The organism is Caenibius tardaugens NBRC 16725 (assembly GCF_003860345.1).
GTDB classification, from domain to species: domain Bacteria; phylum Pseudomonadota; class Alphaproteobacteria; order Sphingomonadales; family Sphingomonadaceae; genus Caenibius; species Caenibius tardaugens.
This window is the reverse complement of sequence record NZ_CP034179.1, coordinates 741,247-758,838: the sequence shown is the minus strand read 5'-3', so window position 1 is coordinate 758,838 and position 17,592 is coordinate 741,247. Positions and strand designations below refer to the sequence as shown.

Below are 17,592 nucleotides of genomic sequence, written 5' to 3'. Positions count from 1 at the left end.
AGAATATGCGGTTCGAGGGGATGAGAAGATGGGGATGAGGCGACTGGTATTGTGGCCGTTGGGCGGACTGCTGGCGATTATCGGCATCCTGCTGGCCTGGGGCGGCGCCATGCTCGCCAGCCTTGGCGGCTCACTCTACTATCTGCCTGCCGGTCTTGCCTGTCTCGCCGCAGGTGTGCTGATCGCGCGAGGGCATAAGGCGGGTTTCTGGCTCTATTGCGCTGTTTTTGCAGCGACAGTGATCTGGGCGCTGGCGGAAGTCGGTCTCCACTTCTGGCTGCTGTTGCCCCGGATTGCGGGGCCGCTGGTCATCTTGCTCTATCTCCTCGCCCCGTGGGTGCGCCGTCATCTGCGGCTGATTGCAGCACCCCGCGCGGTCGACCACAATACGCCGCCTCGGACAGGGCCCCGGACAGTCATGGCGGTGATTGCTTGTATCGCTCTGGCATGGGCGGCTGGTTTTGCCATGTATGACCGGAATGGTGCGGCGCGTGCGGCACAGGCCACCGGCGATCAGACTGCGACGCGCTGGGCCGATTACGCGGGGAACAAGGCGGGCACGCGGTTTTCCCCTGCATCGCAGATAACCCCTGCCAATGTCGCTGATCTTGAAGTGGCATGGCAGTTTCGCACGGGGGATATGCCGAACGGGCCCGCGCCGCAGATGTTCCAGGCAACCCCGTTGCAGATCGGCGATACGCTTTACCTGTGCACGCCGCACAACATCGTGATCGCGCTTGATGCCGATACCGGAAAGCAGCGCTGGCGTTATGATCCCGCAGTCGATGCGACCGGGGTCTATACTGTGGCCTGTCGCGGCGTTTCCTATCACGAATCCGCCGATGCTGCGGCCCGGGCGGGTGAGACCCCATGCGCGCGCCGGGTGCTTGTGGCGACGATTGACGGGCGGATGATCGCTGTCGATGCGGCCGACGGAAAGCCGTGCCCGGATTTCGGCACCGGTGGGCAGGTTTCGCTGCGGGAAGGGTTGGGCCCGGTCAAGGGCGGTATTCAGTTTACCACCTCGCCAGCCACGATTATCGGCAACACGGCCGTGGTAGGCAGCTTCGTGCTCGACAATATGGGGACGGACAATCCCTCTGGCGTTGTGCGGGCCTTTGATGTCGTCACCGGGCGCCAGATTTGGGCGTGGGATGCGGGGCGGCACGATCCCTCGGCGCCGTTGCAGCCGGGTGAGAGCTTTACGCCGGGATCGCCCAATGCCTGGAGCCTGTTCAGCGCCGATGAGGCGCTGGGGCTGGTCTATATTCCCACCGGCAATCCGTCGCCCGATCACTTCGGGGGCCAGCGCAATGCGGATATGGAACGCTATGGCAGTTCGGTGGTCGCGCTCGATGTTGCCAACGGCAAAGTGCGCTGGGCCTTTCAGACGGTGCATCACGATCTGTGGGATTATGACGTGGCATCGCAGCCGGTTCTGGCCAATGTGCCGGTAAAGGGCGCGTTGGTGCCCGCACTGATCCAGCCGACCAAGCAGGGTGAAATTTTCCTGCTCGACCGGCGCACGGGCAAGCCGCTGGCCCCGGTCGAGAACGTGCCTGTTCCGCAGGGCGATCTGCCGGGGGAACGCTATGCCCCGACACAGCCGGTAAGCCATGCCTTCGCCAGTCTGGTTCCGCCGGTGATGCGGGAATCCGATATGTGGGGGGCAACACCGCTGGACCAGATGTGGTGCCGCATCGCCTTTCGCAAGATGCGTTACGAGGGGCGCTATACCCCGCCATCGCTGGATGAAAGCCTGATCTTCCCCGGCAACAACGGGATCATGAACTGGGGGAGCGCGGCCGTGGATGAGGCACGGGGCGTCATGGTCGTGCCCACGTCTTATATGCCGCTGAAACTGCGGATGATCCTGCGCAAGGATGCGCCGCAGACGGGTGATATCGCGATCGAAGGGAACGGTGCGGTTTCCCCCATGCGCGGGACGCCCTACGCGGTGCGGACGGAGCGGCCCTTCGTTTCCCCGCTGGGCATTCCCTGCAATGCCCCGCCGTGGGGGCGGCTGACCGCGATCGATCTCAAAACGCGTCAGATCCTCTGGCAGCGTCCGCTGGGCACAACCGCCGATCATGCGCCGCTGGGCATCGCGGTGCCGGGCGTATTCAATCAGGGCGGGGCGATGGTGACGGGCGGCGGGCTCGCCTTCATCGGGGCAACGATGGATAACTATCTGCGCGCCTTCGATCTGAAGAACGGGAAAGAGCTTTGGAAGGGCCGCCTTCCTGCCGGGGGACAGGCATTGCCGATGAGCTACGTTTCACCGCGTACGGGCAGGCAATATGTCGTGATTGCGGCCGGTGGGCATGCGTTCATGAAGACAACGCCCGGCGACTATGTCGTGGCTTACAGCCTGAAAGGGGATCGCGCGCCGCATTAAATTGTCCGACCGGCCTTTGCGTGGTTGCCTGATACCGGACTGTCTGACACATCGATGCAACAGCAAATCGCCGCATCGGACGGCGACGGGAGAAGGATAGAATATATGGCCAGTGTCAGTGATCCGATCGTGGAGGAAGCCCCGGCGGCGCAAGGATTGACGCCTGCCAAGGGCTTTGCCGTGCTGATCGGGGTGATCGTCGCCGTGGCGGCCCTGATCGGTATCGGCGTCGCGCTGGAACTTTCGGCCCTGTACGCCGGGTTCCTGTTCGCGCTGTACTGGACCGGTCTGTGTCATGCGGATTTCAAACAGTTCGTGCCGGCCCTGGTCGGATCGCTTGGCGGATTGGGGCTGGCCTATGGGCTTTCGGCGCTGCCAGTGGCATTGGGGGGCGCTGGCATGGCGCTTGCGCTCGCGCTGGTCCTTCTGGCGATTTATGCGATCATCATGGGCTGGGTGCCCGTGCTGGTGAACAATGCTTTCATGCTGTTCCTGACAGTGGGCAGCATTCCGGTGCTGCACGAACAGACCACCCTGGGTGCAATGGCCTGGGCGGTTGTGGTCGCGGCGGTCTACCTCGGCGCTCTGGTCATGCTGGGCAAGAAGCTTGCTGCGCGCCAGGCACCGGCTGCCTGACATTCGCACAATGCATTCCTGATCGCGCCCCGCCTTATCGGGGCGCGATTGTTTTCCTATTCAGACGAGGGGTTATATGATGGATTTTTCGGGCAAGTCGGTTCTGGTCACAGGTGGTGCATCCGGGATCGGTTACGCGACGGCGCAACTGTTTCTCCGTTCGGGTGCCGATGTGGTCATCGCGGATATCAATCAGGCGGGCCTCGCCAGCGCCGCTGAAAAGCTGGCAACCGAAACTGGCGGCAAAGTCTTGGCGGTGCCCTGCGATTCCGCCGATCCGGACAGTTGCACGCATCTGATCGATGAGAGTGTGAAAGCACTGGGCAAGCTGGACGTGGTCTGCAACATCGCCGGTGTGCTGGCCAATGGGCCGACCGAAACCTTCGCGGACGAAACCTGGCTGAAAGTTCTGTCGGTCAATCTCAACGGTCCGTTCTATATCAGCAAGCGCGCCATACCGCACTTGCTTGAAACGAAGGGATGCATCGTCAATGTCGCATCGGTGGCCGGGCTTGTCGGGGTTCCCTACGGCGCGGCCTACAGCGCATCCAAGGCGGGCGTGATTGGTCTTACTAAGGCTCTCGCCACCGAATATTCGAAGCGTGGTATTCGCGTGAATGCGATCTGCCCGGGCCATGTCATTACGCCGATGACCGCAGGGGGTGCGAATTTCGGTCCGGAAACGGACATGGAACTGATGACCCGCCTGTTCCCCTTGACCGGGAAGGGTTCCGACCCGTCGGAAATGGCGGCGGCCATCGCATTTCTGGCGTCCGATGCCGCAGTCAACGCGACGGGCACCATCCTGACGATCGATGGCGGGCAGACCGCGATCTGACAGATCGCATGCGGGCAGGCGCATAGTCCTGCCCGCATGTTGCCATGAGGAACGCGCGTATGAAGATCGGTCTTTGTCTACCTTATATGGCGCGTGATTATGATCGCGCGCGCATTCTCACCTGGGCGCGGGAGATCGATGCCGGGCCGTTCGATACGATGTCGTGTGGCGAACGCATCACTGACTACACCTATGAAATGCATACGCTGGTGTCTGCCGCAGCGGCGGTGACCGAACGCGTGCGCCTAAACCCTGCGCTTTACGTGCTGCCGATGCGCTCTGCTGTGCTGACGGCGAAGGAAATCGCCACGCTGGATATTATTTCGGGCGGGCGCCTGTCCGTGACTGTTGGCGTGGGCGGCCGGCCGCTGGATTACAAGGCGCTCGATGCCCCGTTTGAGCGGCGGCATCAAAAACTCGACGATCAGGTCGCCGTGATGAAGCAGGTCTGGCGTGGGGAACCGCTGTTCGAAGGGTCGGGCGATATCGGTCCGCGTCCGCCGCAGGGCGGTGATTTGCCGATATTTGCCGGGGCCATGGGCCCCAAGGCGATTGCCCGCGCGGCGCGCTGGGCGCACGGGGTTTATGCGCCGTCGATGGCGGGCGATCTGGAAGGGCACCAGCGGGTGTTCGATCTGGCCCGTGCCGCTTGGCCTGCTGCCGGACGTTCGGACAAACCCGCGCTCATCGGTGGCTTCTGGTATTCGCTGGCCCCGGATGCGCAGCGCGAACTCTATGACTATGCCTACAATTACATGCGCTATGGTGGGGAAGAGATCGCGCGTGGCATGGCCTCTGCGATGACCCGTCATTCACCCGAAGCGATTCTCGAGGGGATCGAGAATGTCAGGGCATCCGGCGCGGACGAATGCATCCTGGTTCCGGCTACGGCGCATTACGATGAGATCGAGAAACTGGTGAAATTGCTCGCCGATGTAAAACGCTGAAGCGCCGGGCAGGCGCAAGCCTTTGACAAGCGGATTGTCATCGGTAACGTTTTCCGGGTGCCTGAAATCCCCCGGATAGATCGCGATTTCGCGACCAGAGTCGACTGGAACCTGCTGCGCCTGTTCGTGCATATCGTGCGCGCGGGCGGGATCGGCGCGGCGGCCCGGCGTCTGAATCGCCAACAGCCGAGCATCAGCGCCGCCCTGAAAAAGCTGGAAGATCACGTCGGCACGCAGCTGGTCCGCCGGACGGCGTCGGGTGTGGAAGTGACTGCGGCGGGCCGTGCGCTGCTGGTGCTGTGCGAAGATATGTTCGAAGCGGCCCGGCTGGCGCCACACCAGATCGCGCAGGCGGTCAAACAGGTGCACGGTCTGGTCCGTATCCAGATGATTTCGTCGATCATTTCACCCGATTTTGACGAGGCGATCGCCAGCATTCATCGGCGTCATCCGGGCATCCAGATCGAACTGCGGGTTTCGCCCTGGCGTGAAGTGCTCGATTCGCTGGAACGGGGCGAGGCGGAACTGGGGGTCGGCTATGACGGGGGTGTGCGCAGCGGCCTGACGTACGAACCGTTGTTCGAGGAGCGCCAGCAGCTCTATTGCGCGCGGCTTCACCCGCTTTATGGGCGGCGGATCACGCGTCTGGGCGAACTGCGGGACGAAGGGTTCGTGCTGACCGGCAACGATGAACTGGACGTCATCACCCGCTTGCGTCAGCGCTACGGCCTGGGTTCCATTGTGAACGGCCATGCGGAAGATGTGCATGAAGCCTTGCGGTTGATCCGTCTCGGCATTGGCATCGGTTTTATTCCGACACTCGCCGCGGCGGAAGCGGTGGCCAATGGACAGCTTTGGCCGCTGCTGCCGCAAGAGGCAGAGCCTGCGTACAACCTCTATATGCTCGCGCGGACAGAGCCGTCACGCGATACCCCGACGCAGCTGTTTCTGGATGAAATCGTCCGGCGGCTGCGGGCGCGGCCAGTGGCATAGATGAAATCTATGCCTATCATCGATATTCCCTTACTACCGTGATGACCTGAGCTTCGGCATTTCTGCACTATCGCAATGGCGGAGTGCTCGAATGCTCGAAAACAGCCGATTACTTTCACGGGGAAGCCTTGCTTCCCGGATGATCCGGCTGCGGTCGTTTCTCTTCGAAATGCTGTCTGCCCGTGCGGGTCACAGTGTGCGCGTCAATCTTGAGCGTGAGGGAAATCACCGATGAAAAGACGGAATGTATTGATCCAGGGTGTGGCTCTGGCCGGATTGCTGATGCTGGGCGCCTGTGGCGGCGGCAAGGAAGGGCCTGCTGCGGAAACGCAAGCCGAAGCGCCCAAGCAGGAATTTAACATCGGCTGGTCGATCTATGCCGGATGGATGCCGTGGGCTTATGCCGAAAAGAGCGGCATTCTGAAGAAGTGGGCGGATAAGTACGGCATCAAGATCAACCTGATCCAGGTGAACGACTACGTTGAATCGATCAACCAGTACACCGCCGGGAAGCTGGATGGGGTCGGGTCCACCAATATGGATGCGCTCACGATCCCGGCCGCCGGGGGCAAGGACACCACAGTCCTGATCATTGGCGACTATTCCAACGGCAACGATGGGATTGTTCTGAAAAACGGCGCGTCGATGGCCGATCTCAAAGGGCGGACAGTCAATCTGGTGGAACTGTCCGTGTCGCACTACCTTCTGGCGCGTGCGCTGGAACTGAGCGGGATGAAACTGGCCGATGTGAAAACGGTCAACACGTCCGATGCCGATATCGTCAGCGCGTTTTCATCGCCCGATGTTACGGCAGTGGCGGCCTGGAACCCGCAGCTGTCGGAAATCAAGGCCGCCAAGGGCGCAACCATGGTGTTCGACAGTTCCAAGATCCCGAACGAGATTCAGGATCTGATGACAGTGTCCACCGCAACGCTGAAAGCCAATCCCAATCTGGGCAAGGCGCTGGTCGGCGCATGGTACGAAGTCATGGAGATCATGGCCAAGGGCGATGCCAAGGCGAATGCGGCGATCGACCAGATGGCGCAACTGGCGGGAACCACGCCGGAAAACTACCGCGCCCAGTTGAAAGCGACCTATCTCTACTACAAGCCGCAGGAAGCCGTGGCCTATGCCCTGAGCCCCGACATTATCAAGCATGAGGATGCGGTGCGCCAGTTCAGCTTCTCCAAGGGGTTGTTCGGTCCGGCAGCGACATCCGTGGATGCCATCGGCATCGGCTTCGCCAACGACAAGACTCTGGGCGACAAGGCCAATGTGAAGCTGCGGTTCGACCCGAGCTTCATGCAGATGGCCGCCGACGGGAAACTCTGAACTTCCGACGGTCCACCGCTCCGCATTGCTCCTGCCTGCCCGGCGCATCTGCGCCGGACGACAGGGGCGGTGCGCCCGCAAACCGGCATGATGCCACACAGTAAGGAACACGCGTGACACCGAAGGCGATCCTGACAGACGCATATCCCGCCAGCGGGGACCGGTCGTGACGCGGTTGGTCAATATCCGCCCCGGTCGCGCGGGCCGGATTATCGCCGGGATCGTGCCCATTGCGATCCTTTTGCTGATCTACATCATCGCGTCGGATATGCGGCACACCGCCAATCCGAACGACAAGGTGCTGCCCACGCTGGGGGCGATGGCGGACGCCATTGCCCGGCTGGCGACAACGCCCGATCCGATGACGGGCAGGATCACCTTGCTCGCCGATACCATGGCCAGCCTCTATCGTCTGGGGGTGGGGGTGGCCATCGCCACGGTTACGGCACTTGTGCTCGGCCTGATCCTGGGCGTCGTGCCGCTGATGCGGGCCACACTGGGACCGATTGTCACCCTGATCGCGGTGATCCCGCCGATCGCGGTGCTGCCGATCCTGTTTATCGTGCTGGGGCTGGGTGAGGCGTCGAAGATCGCGCTGATCGCCATTGGCATTGCCCCTTATATGACTCGCGATCTCGCGGCCTATGTATCCGGATTGCCGGTGGAACAGTTTCTCAAGGCGCAGACGCTGGGGGCGAACAGCTGGCAACTGGCGATCCGCGTTGCGTTGCCGCAGTTGATGCCGAAACTGATCGAAAGCCTGCGTTTCTCCATGGGGCCAGCATGGGTGTTTCTGATCGCGGCCGAAGCCGTCGCTTCGGACATCGGGCTCGGCTACCGCATCTTCCTCGTCCGCCGCTATCTCGCGATGGATATCATCCTGCCTTACGTGTTGTGGATCTCGCTGCTGGCCATCGCCGCTGACCTGATCCTGCACACGCTCAGCCGAAAAGCCTTCCCGTGGGCGCATGGAGATGCCCGATGAGCACGCTTCTCTCGTTCCGTGACGTATGGGTCGAATATGGCGAGAAGGTCGTTCTCGAACGGGTCTCGCTGGATATTGAGGAAGGGTCTTTCGTTTCGGTGGTTGGACCTTCGGGGGCGGGCAAAAGCACCTTCCTGCGCCTGATCCTGGGGCAGGAAGGACCGACACGGGGCAAGGTCCTGCTCGACGATGTCGCACTGAAGCCCGAATGCAATCCCGATCGCGGGGTGGTGTTCCAGCGCTATTCGGTGTTCCCGCATCTGACCGTGTTCAAGAATGTCCTGTTCGGGCTGGAATGCGGCGCGGCGCCGTTCACAGCGCGGCTGTTTGGTGCACGTCGCAAGGCGGCTGTCGAACAGGCGATGGAAATGCTCGACGCGGTCGGGCTGGCCCACAGCCGCGATGCCTATCCCGCCCAGCTTTCCGGCGGCATGCAACAGCGGCTGGCGATTGCGCAGGCGTTGATCAAGCATCCCCGTATTCTCCTGCTGGATGAACCGTTCGGTGCGCTCGATCCCGGTATCCGGCTGGATATGCATGCGCTGGTGACGGGGCTGTGGCAGGAACGGGGGCTGACCATCGTGATGGTGACCCACGACATCCACGAAGCGTTCAAGCTGAGCACGCGGGTGCTGGCTTTCGACAAGCGCCGCCACGATCCGCATGCACCGCATCGCTTCGGCGCGACCGCGACCTACGACATTCCACTGGAACGCCGGTCGGGAGCGTCGCGCGAAGCGGCGATCCCGTCGGCACTGCTGCCACGGCCCAGCGAAGGGGCGCAGCCCACGCAAGCCGTCGCAATCCCGTCGATATCCTAACATCACGAGCAGGAAATACGCATATGACCAGCAGTACCGCCAATCCCAATGATGCCCGGGCTCATGCCCGTGCGATGGCGGGCACGATCGTGGAAGCCATGCCGATGCTGCCGCCACAGGCGGATGATGTGCCGGGCGAAGTGCTGTGGGAAGAAACCGTGGCGGCAGGAGGTTACACCTCGCGCCGGATTGCGCGCGGCACCCGCCTGCGGCTGGTCGATCTCTATGGCGATGCCTGTGCATCCATGCTGTTGTTCAATGCGGAAAGCCCGGTCGAACGGCTGAATGTGGCCGATACCATCAAGGTCCAGTGGAATGGCTATCTGGGCGCGGGCAAGCTGCTGCTCACCGATATGGGCCGGGTCATCATGTCCATCGTCGAAGACGATGCGGGGACGCACGACGTGTTCTGCGGTGCATCGAACGAGGCATCGAATGCGCGAATTTATGGCACGGGCAAGAATTACAGCCCTTATCCCAATGCGCGCGACCGGTTCATGCTGGCGGTCGCGAAGTACGGGCTGGGCCGCAAGGATGTCCATCCGTGCATCAACTGGTTCAAGGGCGTGCGTGTGGCGGATGACGGCGCAACCTTGCCGGAACTGGGGCCGTTCGCACCGGGGCGCAGCCTTGTCCTGCGTGCGGAAATGGACCTGATCGCCGTTTTTGCCAACTGCCCGCACGTGCTGGACACGCGCCCCGAATTTGCCGTCACCCCCTTGCGCGTGACGGCCTGGCGCGGCGCCGTGACGGAGGCGGACGATCCGATCCGTCAGGCCAGCCCCGAAGGGCTCCGGGCCTTTCTCAATACCGAAGATTATTATCGCCGCTGAGCGGGGAGAGAGACGATGAATACCTTATCCGAAAGCCCCCGTGGCACGATCGTTCATGATGAAATTGTTCCCGCGCTGGCGCCGTGGATGCATGTGGTGAAAGCTGGGCAGACGCTGCGCATCATCGATCTGGAAGGCAATCAGGCGGTCGATTTCCTGATCTACGCGGCGGATGACGATTCTGAACGGTACAGCGCGCAGGATACCATTGCCGCACAGCGCAATGTCTATCTGCGCGATGGGGCGGCCCTCCTGTCCAACGAAGGCCGCCCGATGATGACGATCACCGGCACCTCGGTTGCCTATCACGATACGATCGGGGGCGCCTGTTCGTGTGAATCCAACACCTTGCGTTACGGCCATCACACCAAGGCGCAGCATGCCTGCGTGGAGAACTTCCTCGACGCGAATGTGCGGGCCGGGCGCAACAAGCGGGATATGGTCTCCAACATCAACTTCTTCATGAATGTCCCGGTGGAGGCCGATGGAACACTGGGTATCGTGGACGGTATTTCCGCGCCGGGCCTGACGGTCGATCTGCGCGCGGAAATGGATGTCACGGTGGTCGTGTCGAACTGCCCGCAGATCAACAATCCCTGCAACGGCTTCAATCCCACGCCTGTGCGAATGGTGGTGACCAACTGATGTTTACCAAGGTTCTGATTGCCAACCGGGGGGCGATTGCCTGCCGCATCATTCGCACGCTGCGGCGCATGGGGATCGGCTCTGTCGCGGTGTACAGCGATGCCGATGCCGGTTCGCGCCATGTGACGGAAGCCGATGAAGCGGTGCGGATCGGCCCGGCCCCGGCGGCGGAAAGTTATCTCGATATCGGTGCGATCCTTGCCGCAGCCCGGCGGACAGGGGCGCAGGCAATCCACCCGGGCTATGGTTTCCTCTCCGAAAGCACCGCTTTTGCCGAAGCCTGCACGGCGGCCGGGATCGCATTTGTCGGCCCCACGGGCGATAATATTCGCGCGTTCGGTCTGAAACACACTGCACGCGATCTGGCGGCGGCGCATGGCGTGCCCTTGGCACCGGGCACCGACCTGCTGACCGATGAGGCCGAGGCAATCGATGCGGCGGAACGCATCGGCTATCCGGTTATTCTCAAGGCTACGGCGGGCGGTGGCGGGATCGGTATGAAAATCTGCGCGGACGCTGCCGATATTCGTGAAGGTTTCGCCACTGTCGCGCGGTTGGGTGCCGGTAACTTCGGTGATGGCGGGGTGTTTCTCGAACGCTACGTTGCCCGTGCGCGTCATATCGAAGTGCAGGTGTTTGGCGATGGTGCGGGGCATGTCGTGGCGCTGGGCGAGCGCGATTGTTCACTTCAGCGGCGCAACCAGAAAGTGGTGGAGGAAACCCCCGCACCGCTTTTGCCGACGACGACGCGGTCGGCGCTGATCGATGCGGCGGTGCGGTTGACGTCTGGGGCGAAGTACCGTTCCGCAGGGACGGTCGAATTCCTCTATGACGCCGAACGCGATGATTTCTTCTTTCTGGAGGTCAACACCCGCCTGCAAGTGGAACACGGGGTGACCGAACAGGTCACCGGGGTCGATCTCGTCGAATGGATGATCCGTGGTGCGGCGGGCGATTTCGCATTCCTCGACGGGTTTGAGGCGCACCCGCAAGGCGCATCGATTCAGGTTCGCCTCTATGCCGAAGACCCGGCGCAGGATTATCGTCCGAGTTCCGGCCGCCTGATCCACGTCGCCTTCCCCGAAGGTCCGCGCGTGGATGGCTGGGTGGAAAGCGGCACCGAGGTATCGGCCTGGTACGATCCGATGCTGGCGAAGCTGATCGTGACCGCGCCCACGCGTGAAGAGGCGGCCTTGGCGCTGCAGCAGGCGCTGGATGCGACACGGCTGCAAGGGATTGAAACCAATCTCGACTGGCTGCGCACGGTGGTGCGTTCCGATCCGTTCCTCAGCGGGCAGGTATCGACGCGGGCATTGGCGGATATCGCTTATGTTCCCGATACCATCGTTGTGCAGGCGTCGGGCGCATCGACTACGGTGCAGGATTATCCCGGCCGTGTGGGACTGTGGGATGTCGGGGTCCCGCCTTCAGGGCCGATGGATGGCCTCGCTTTCCGTCTGGGAAACCGGCTGCTCGGTAACGATGAAGGTGCCGCCGGGCTGGAAATAACTGCCGCCGGGCCGACGCTGCTGTTCAACAGCGCGGTACGGCTGTGCCTGACCGGGGCCGATTTCGGGGCGGCGCTGGATGGGCAGCCGGTGGCGCTGTACCAACCGTTCGATGTGCGGGCAGGGCAAGTGCTGCGTATCGGCAGGGCAAGTGGCGCGGGCATACGCGGCTACGTCCTGATTGCCGGTGGTATCGATGCACCCGAATATCTCGGCAGCCGGAGCGCATTCACACTGGGCGAATTTGGCGGGCATGCGGGCCGCGCGGTGATGACAGGGGATACGCTGCATCTTGCGCGCAATCCTGTTGTGCCCGTGCCAATACCGGCGCTGGCACCGTCCGATCGGCCCCAGATTACCCGCGAATGGACTGTGCGCGTACTCTACGGCCCGCATGGCGCGCCCGATTTCTTCACCCCTGAAGACATCGCCATGCTGCGTGAAACAAGCTGGAAGGTGCATTACAATTCCAACCGCACCGGGGTGCGTCTGATCGGGCCGAAGCCGCAATGGGCGCGTAAGGATGGCGGAGAAGCGGGGCTGCACCCTTCCAACATCCATGACAATGCCTATGCCATCGGCGCGGTCGATTTCACTGGCGATATGCCGATTATCCTTGGCCCGGATGGCCCGTCGCTGGGCGGGTTCGTCTGCCCCTTCGTGGTCATTCAGGCCGATCTCTGGAAAGTGGGGCAATTGGCCCCCGGCGATACGATCCGGTTTACGCCGGTTGGCGATGGCGATGCCGTGGCGGCGGAAGGGGCGCAGGATGCGCTTGTCGCCGCGCTTGAGACGGAGCAGGCGGCAGCGCAGACTGCACCAGTCCTGAACGACCCGGAATCGCCGATCCTTCATGCCATTCCCGGCGATGGTGTGCGCCCACAAGTCTTCTATCGAAGGCAGGGGGATCGGCATCTTCTGGTCGAATATGGCCCGATCGTGCTCGATCTCGAACTGCGCCTGCGCATCCATGCGTTGATGCTGGAACTGCAAAGGCTTGGCCTGCCCGGTGTGCTCGACATTACCCCGGGAATCCGCTCGCTCCAGATCCATTACGATAGCCGTAGTCTCTCGCAGACCGCGTTGCTCGACGCCTTGTGCGGGGCGGAGGAGCGGCTGGGTGGGCTCGATGATTTCGAAATCCCTTCGCGTGTCGTCCACCTGCCGCTCTCGTGGCAGGACCCGGCGATTTACGAAACGATCGACAAGTATATCGCATCGGTTCGCGACGATGCGCCGTGGTGCCCGGACAATATCGAATTCATTCGTCGGGTGAACGGGCTCACCAGCATCGACGATGTGAAGCGGATCGTGTTTGACGCCGAATATCTCGTCATGGGGCTGGGCGATGTCTATCTGGGTGCGCCGGTGGCCACGCCAGTCGATCCCCGGCATCGGCTGGTCACGACGAAGTACAATCCAGCGCGCACCTGGACCCCGCCCAATGTCGTGGGCATCGGCGGGGCTTACATGTGCATCTATGGCATGGAGGGGCCGGGCGGGTATCAATTGTTCGGCCGCACCATTCAGGTGTGGAACAACTGGCGCCAGACCGATGCTTTCCGCGATGGCAAGCCGTGGTTGCTGCGCTTCTTCGACCGTATCCGGTTCTTCCCCGTCAGCCACGAGGAACTGACCGAATGGCGCCGTGATTTCCCCCTCGGCCGACGCTCGATCCGGATCGAGGAGGAAATGTTCCGCCTGTCCGATTACCGCGCCTTCATGGCCGAGAACGCGGACAGCATCGCCGCCTTTCAGGAAACCCGGCAGGCCGCGTTCGATGCGGAACGGGCCGATTGGGAACGCAATGGCGAATTCGATCGGGTGGCGGCGCTGGCCGAGGATGCGGGCGGTGCGGACAACGAGGCTGCGATTGATGTGCCTGATGGTTGCGATCTGGTCGAGGCACCGTTTGGCGGCAGTATCTGGAAGCTGCTGGTCGAAGATGGCACCACCGTTGCGGAAGGGGAACCGATCGCGATCATCGAGGCGATGAAAATGGAGAGCAAGGTGCTCAGCCCGATGAGCGGGACGGTGCGTCGTCTCTATGTGAAAGAACGCCAGCCGGTCAGCCCGGGTGGCCCGATCCTCGCGCTGGAGCCGACATGATCATGGACGCTACTGCGATCGCCGCAGCCGTATTGCGGGGCGAGACAACTGCATTGGCCGTAGCGCAGGATGTTCTGACGCGGATCGCGATTTACGATGCCGTGCAACCGCAAGCGTGGATCACCCGGAGCGATGAGGATGCGGTGATCGCTGCCGCGCGGCAGGTGGACGAACGGCTGGCGCGGGGCGAACACCTGCCACTGGCGGGGGTGCCCTTCGCCATCAAGGACAATATCGACCTTGGCGGGGTTCCCACCACGGCGGCCTGCCCCGATTTCGCCTATGTTCCGGAACGATCCGCGCATGTTGTGGAACGGATGATCGCTGCGGGTGCGGTGCCGGTTGGCAAGACCAATCTCGATCAGTTCGCCACGGGGCTGAATGGCACGCGCAGCCCGTATGGCGCGCCTGCCTGCGTCTTTAATCGCAGCTATGTGAGTGGCGGGTCCAGTTCCGGTTCCGCTGTCGTGGTGGCGGCCGGTCTGGTGCCGATTGCGCTGGGCACCGATACGGCGGGGTCTGGCCGTGTTCCGGCGGCTTTCAATGGCCTGATCGGCATGAAGCCGACCAAGGGGCGGTGGAGCACGCGCGGGCTGGTGCCAGCCTGCCGTTCGCTCGATTGTATCACCGTGTTCGCGCAGACGATCGCAGACGCGCAACTGGTCGATCAGGTGGTGGCGGGGTTCGATCCGGCGGATTCGCTCTCCCGTCCGCTGGAGGATCGCTCTGTCGGCATGGCGCGGATCGGGGTGCCCCGGCGCGATCAGCTGGCCTGGTGCGGCGATGCGGCATCCGAACGTCTTTATGATACGGCGCTGGCGCAACTGGCCGCCACGGGTGCTGCGATTGTGGACGTGGACATGGCGCCGCTGAAAGAGGCCGCCCTGCTGCTCTACAACGGGCCATGGGTGGCCGAACGGACCGCCGCGCTGGAAGGGTTCTTGGCCGATCATGCCGACGCGTTCGATCCCACTGTCCGCGCGATCGTGGAAGGTGGCCGTTCCACCAGTGGCACCGACGTGTTCAAAGGCATGTATCGTCTGGCGGAATTGCAGCGCCATGCCGAGGCGATGTGGCGCGATATCGATATGCTGGCCTTGCCCACCGCACCGACGATCTACCGCATCGCGGAAATGCGCGCGGCGCCGGTGGTGCTGAACAGCAATCTCGGAATCTACACCAATTTCGTCAATCTGCTCGATATGGCGGCGCTGGCCCTGCCTGCGGGTTACCGGGATAATCGCACCGGTTTCGGCATTACGCTGATCGCCCCGGCGTGGACGGATCGCGCCTTGCTGGATGCCGGGCGTGCCTACCTTGAACAGGCGGATATACCAGAGCAGCCGCCATTGGATCTGGAGGGTGTTGTGGAAACAGTCAAACTGGCCGTCGTCGGTGCCCATCTCGAAGGGATGCCGCTGCATTGGCAGCTGACATCGCGCGGTGCGCGCCTGACACAGGCGACGCAGACCGCGCCGACATACCGGCTCTACGCCATGGCGGACAGCATGCCGCCCAAACCGGCGCTGGTTCATGCCGCTGACGGGGCCGCCATCGCGGTGGAGGTCTATGAACTCGATGTCGCCGCTTTCGGCAGCTTCGTTGCGGAGGTTCCCGCGCCTTTGGCCATCGGCACTGTCACGCTGGCCGATGGATCGCAGGTGAAGGGATTCGTGGCGGAACCCCGCGCGATGGACGGGGCAAAGGATATCACCCATCTTGGCGGATGGCGGGCTTTTGTCGCCAGTACTGTGTCGATCGCCTGAAGCGGCACGGCGAGAAGGGCTCTAACAGATTCTCGTAAGCATTTGATACTATTTCGGTACGTTCGATCGCTTTGCGATCATGGCCATGGAATTGCGTCCATGGCCCAGCAGGGAGTTGTCAAAAACAGTGCGGCTGTTAGGTTTTTACACCTTCTGGTCGCACTGCCGGTAAAGGCGACCTGATAACAGAACAGCATAATTCAGGAGAGGTTGCCGAAATGAGCGAGGTCCAACACCCGTCTGCGTATCCTGTTTCCCCCTTCGTCAACGCGTTCGAACGTGACCGCGACAGGGTGGTTGTCGAAATGATCGGGGGCCGCAGCTGGACTGGGGGCCAGATGGTGGACGCGATCAGCCAGTTGGCGCAGGCGCTGAATGCGGCAGGCGTTTCGCCCGGAGACCGGGTCGGTCTGCTTATGGGGAATGCGGTCGAAGTGCTGCAATTGCAGCAGGCCATCGGTTATGCCGGAGGCTGCCAGGTCGCGCTCCACCCGTTAAGCTCGGTCGAAGATCATCTCTTTGCGATCGATGATGCAGGGATCACCGCGCTGGTCTACGATCCGGCGAAATTTGAGCAGCGCGCCACCGAACTCGCAGCGCGGAGTGAGAAGTTGCGGGCGATCCTGGCTCTGGGTGCGGGTGGCAGTGGCCGCGATATTCTGGCTCTGGCCGCCACGATGCCAGCCACGCCGCTACCGGTACGCATGGTTGATCCCAATGTGATCACCGGCCTGTCTTATTCCGGGGGTACGACCGGCAAGCCCAAGGCGATCCCCTCCACGCCGCGCGTGGGGGGCACCATGTTGCAGATCACGCTGGCGGAATGGGAATGGCCGACAGAACCGCGCGTTCTGGCCGTCGTTCCGTTGAGCCATGCGGGGGGGGCCCTGTTCGGGCCGACCCTGTTCAAACATGGGACGATGTTCGTGCTGCCGGCGTTCGAACCGGGGGCGGTGCTGGCAGCGATTGAAAAGTACAGGATCAACTGCACCATGCTGGTGCCGACGATGATCTACACGCTGCTCGATCATCCCGATTTCGACAAGTACGACCTCTCCAGTCTGGAAACGATCATGTATGGCGCATCGTTGATGTCGCCCGCGCGGTTGAAGGAAGGGATCGAACGGCTGGGGAAAGTGTTCTTCCAGTTCTACGGCCAGGCCGAAGCGCCGATGACGATCTGCACCATGCGCAAGTCGGAGCATGATCCCGATAACCCGCAGCGGCTTGCCTCGTGCGGACGCCCGGTCCCGTTTATCAATGTCGCCTTGCTCGACGATGACAACCAGCCCGTGCCCGATGGGCAGCCGGGGGAAATCTGCGTGCGCGGCATGCTGGTGATGAACGGCTATCTCGATCGGGCGGAACAGACCAGTGAAGCGCTGTCGGGCGGTTGGCTGCATACCGGCGATGTCGCGGTGAAGGACCCGGATGGGTTCCTGCGCATTGTCGATCGCAAGAAGGATATGATCGTGACCGGGGGCTTCAACGTCTTCCCGAGCGAAGTCGAGAATGTGATCGCAACGCATTCCGCGGTGGCGCAGGTTTCGGTGTTCGGCATACCTGATCCCAAATGGGGGGAGGCGGTTTGCGCCGCCGTGGTCCTGCGCCCGGGTGGCGCGGTGGACGATGGCGAACTGATCGCGCTGGTGCGGGAACACAAGGGCTCCATTCAGGCACCCAAACGGGTGGTGTTCATCGATGCGATCCCGCAGACAGCAGTGGGCAAACCCGACAAGAAGGCGCTGCGCGCGCGCTTTGCCGAACCGGCGGAGGCCTGA

General features: G+C 62.5%; 13 protein-coding genes. All 13 read left to right on the top strand.

What is annotated here, in order from left to right; genetic code table 11:
- The first annotated feature begins 34 nt into the window (after positions 1-34).
- The 13 genes from EGO55_RS03540 to EGO55_RS03480 all read left to right on the top strand — a co-directional run bounded on the left by EGO55_RS03540 (position 35) and on the right by EGO55_RS03480 (position 17,592).
- Positions 35-2,398, top strand: coding sequence for a membrane-bound PQQ-dependent dehydrogenase, glucose/quinate/shikimate family (locus EGO55_RS03540; RefSeq protein WP_052023745.1), 2,364 nt, complete (start codon positions 35-37; stop codon positions 2,396-2,398).
- A gap of 105 nt (positions 2,399-2,503) precedes the next feature.
- Positions 2,504-3,034 (top strand): hypothetical protein, encoded by a 531-nt coding sequence (locus tag EGO55_RS03535; protein WP_021691157.1) that lies wholly within the window; start codon positions 2,504-2,506, stop codon positions 3,032-3,034.
- Between the two features lie 76 nt (positions 3,035-3,110).
- Positions 3,111-3,872 carry an SDR family NAD(P)-dependent oxidoreductase gene (locus tag EGO55_RS03530; protein ID WP_021691156.1) on the top strand — a complete coding sequence of 254 codons (762 nt, stop codon included), beginning with the start codon at positions 3,111-3,113 and terminating at the stop codon, positions 3,870-3,872.
- A gap of 59 nt (positions 3,873-3,931) precedes the next feature.
- Positions 3,932-4,819, top strand: a complete 888-nt coding sequence (locus EGO55_RS03525) for an LLM class flavin-dependent oxidoreductase (protein ID WP_021691155.1) — start codon at positions 3,932-3,934, stop codon at positions 4,817-4,819.
- 57 nt (positions 4,820-4,876) lie between these two features.
- Positions 4,877-5,812, top strand: coding sequence for a LysR family transcriptional regulator (locus tag EGO55_RS03520; protein WP_021691154.1), 936 nt, complete (start codon positions 4,877-4,879; stop codon positions 5,810-5,812).
- A gap of 231 nt (positions 5,813-6,043) precedes the next feature.
- Positions 6,044-7,144 (top strand): putative urea ABC transporter substrate-binding protein, encoded by a 1,101-nt coding sequence (locus EGO55_RS03515; RefSeq protein ID WP_021691153.1) that lies wholly within the window; start codon positions 6,044-6,046, stop codon positions 7,142-7,144.
- 166 nt (positions 7,145-7,310) lie between these two features.
- Positions 7,311-8,129, top strand: coding sequence for an ABC transporter permease (locus tag EGO55_RS03510; RefSeq protein WP_021691152.1), 819 nt, complete (start codon positions 7,311-7,313; stop codon positions 8,127-8,129).
- On the top strand, positions 8,126-8,950 hold the full coding sequence (locus EGO55_RS03505; RefSeq protein ID WP_021691151.1) for an ABC transporter ATP-binding protein: 825 nt from the start codon (positions 8,126-8,128) through the stop codon (positions 8,948-8,950). Before EGO55_RS03510 ends, EGO55_RS03505 begins: the two co-directional genes overlap by 4 nt.
- Positions 8,951-8,973: 23 nt before the next feature.
- Positions 8,974-9,783, top strand: coding sequence for an urea amidolyase associated protein UAAP1 (locus EGO55_RS03500; RefSeq protein ID WP_021691150.1), 810 nt, complete (start codon positions 8,974-8,976; stop codon positions 9,781-9,783).
- Positions 9,784-9,798: 15 nt separating this feature from the next.
- Positions 9,799-10,428 carry an urea amidolyase associated protein UAAP2 gene (locus EGO55_RS03495; protein WP_021691149.1) on the top strand — a complete coding sequence of 210 codons (630 nt, stop codon included), beginning with the start codon at positions 9,799-9,801 and terminating at the stop codon, positions 10,426-10,428.
- On the top strand, positions 10,428-14,045 hold the full coding sequence (gene uca / locus EGO55_RS03490) for an urea carboxylase (protein WP_021691148.1): 3,618 nt from the start codon (positions 10,428-10,430) through the stop codon (positions 14,043-14,045). Before EGO55_RS03495 ends, uca begins: the two co-directional genes overlap by 1 nt.
- A gap of 2 nt (positions 14,046-14,047) precedes the next feature.
- Complete coding sequence (gene atzF, locus EGO55_RS03485; RefSeq protein WP_235694154.1) at positions 14,048-15,811, top strand: allophanate hydrolase; 1,764 nt, start codon at positions 14,048-14,050, stop codon at positions 15,809-15,811.
- Between the two features lie 218 nt (positions 15,812-16,029).
- Positions 16,030-17,592: an AMP-binding protein gene (locus EGO55_RS03480; protein ID WP_021691146.1), complete on the top strand. Its 1,563-nt coding sequence runs from the start codon at positions 16,030-16,032 to the stop codon at positions 17,590-17,592.

Coding starts and splice junctions, on each gene's coding strand:
- EGO55_RS03525 (WP_021691155.1), top strand. CDS start 3,932: ATGAAGATCGGTCTTTGTCTACCTTATATGGCGCGTGATTATGATCGC.
- EGO55_RS03540 (WP_052023745.1), top strand. CDS start 35: ATGAGGCGACTGGTATTGTGGCCGTTGGGCGGACTGCTGGCGATTATC.
- atzF (WP_235694154.1), top strand. CDS start 14,048: ATGGACGCTACTGCGATCGCCGCAGCCGTATTGCGGGGCGAGACAACT.
- EGO55_RS03505 (WP_021691151.1), top strand. CDS start 8,126: ATGAGCACGCTTCTCTCGTTCCGTGACGTATGGGTCGAATATGGCGAG.
- EGO55_RS03480 (WP_021691146.1), top strand. CDS start 16,030: ATGAGCGAGGTCCAACACCCGTCTGCGTATCCTGTTTCCCCCTTCGTC.
- EGO55_RS03515 (WP_021691153.1), top strand. CDS start 6,044: ATGAAAAGACGGAATGTATTGATCCAGGGTGTGGCTCTGGCCGGATTG.
- uca (WP_021691148.1), top strand. CDS start 10,428: ATGTTTACCAAGGTTCTGATTGCCAACCGGGGGGCGATTGCCTGCCGC.
- EGO55_RS03500 (WP_021691150.1), top strand. CDS start 8,974: ATGACCAGCAGTACCGCCAATCCCAATGATGCCCGGGCTCATGCCCGT.
- EGO55_RS03530 (WP_021691156.1), top strand. CDS start 3,111: ATGATGGATTTTTCGGGCAAGTCGGTTCTGGTCACAGGTGGTGCATCC.
- EGO55_RS03495 (WP_021691149.1), top strand. CDS start 9,799: ATGAATACCTTATCCGAAAGCCCCCGTGGCACGATCGTTCATGATGAA.
- EGO55_RS03535 (WP_021691157.1), top strand. CDS start 2,504: ATGGCCAGTGTCAGTGATCCGATCGTGGAGGAAGCCCCGGCGGCGCAA.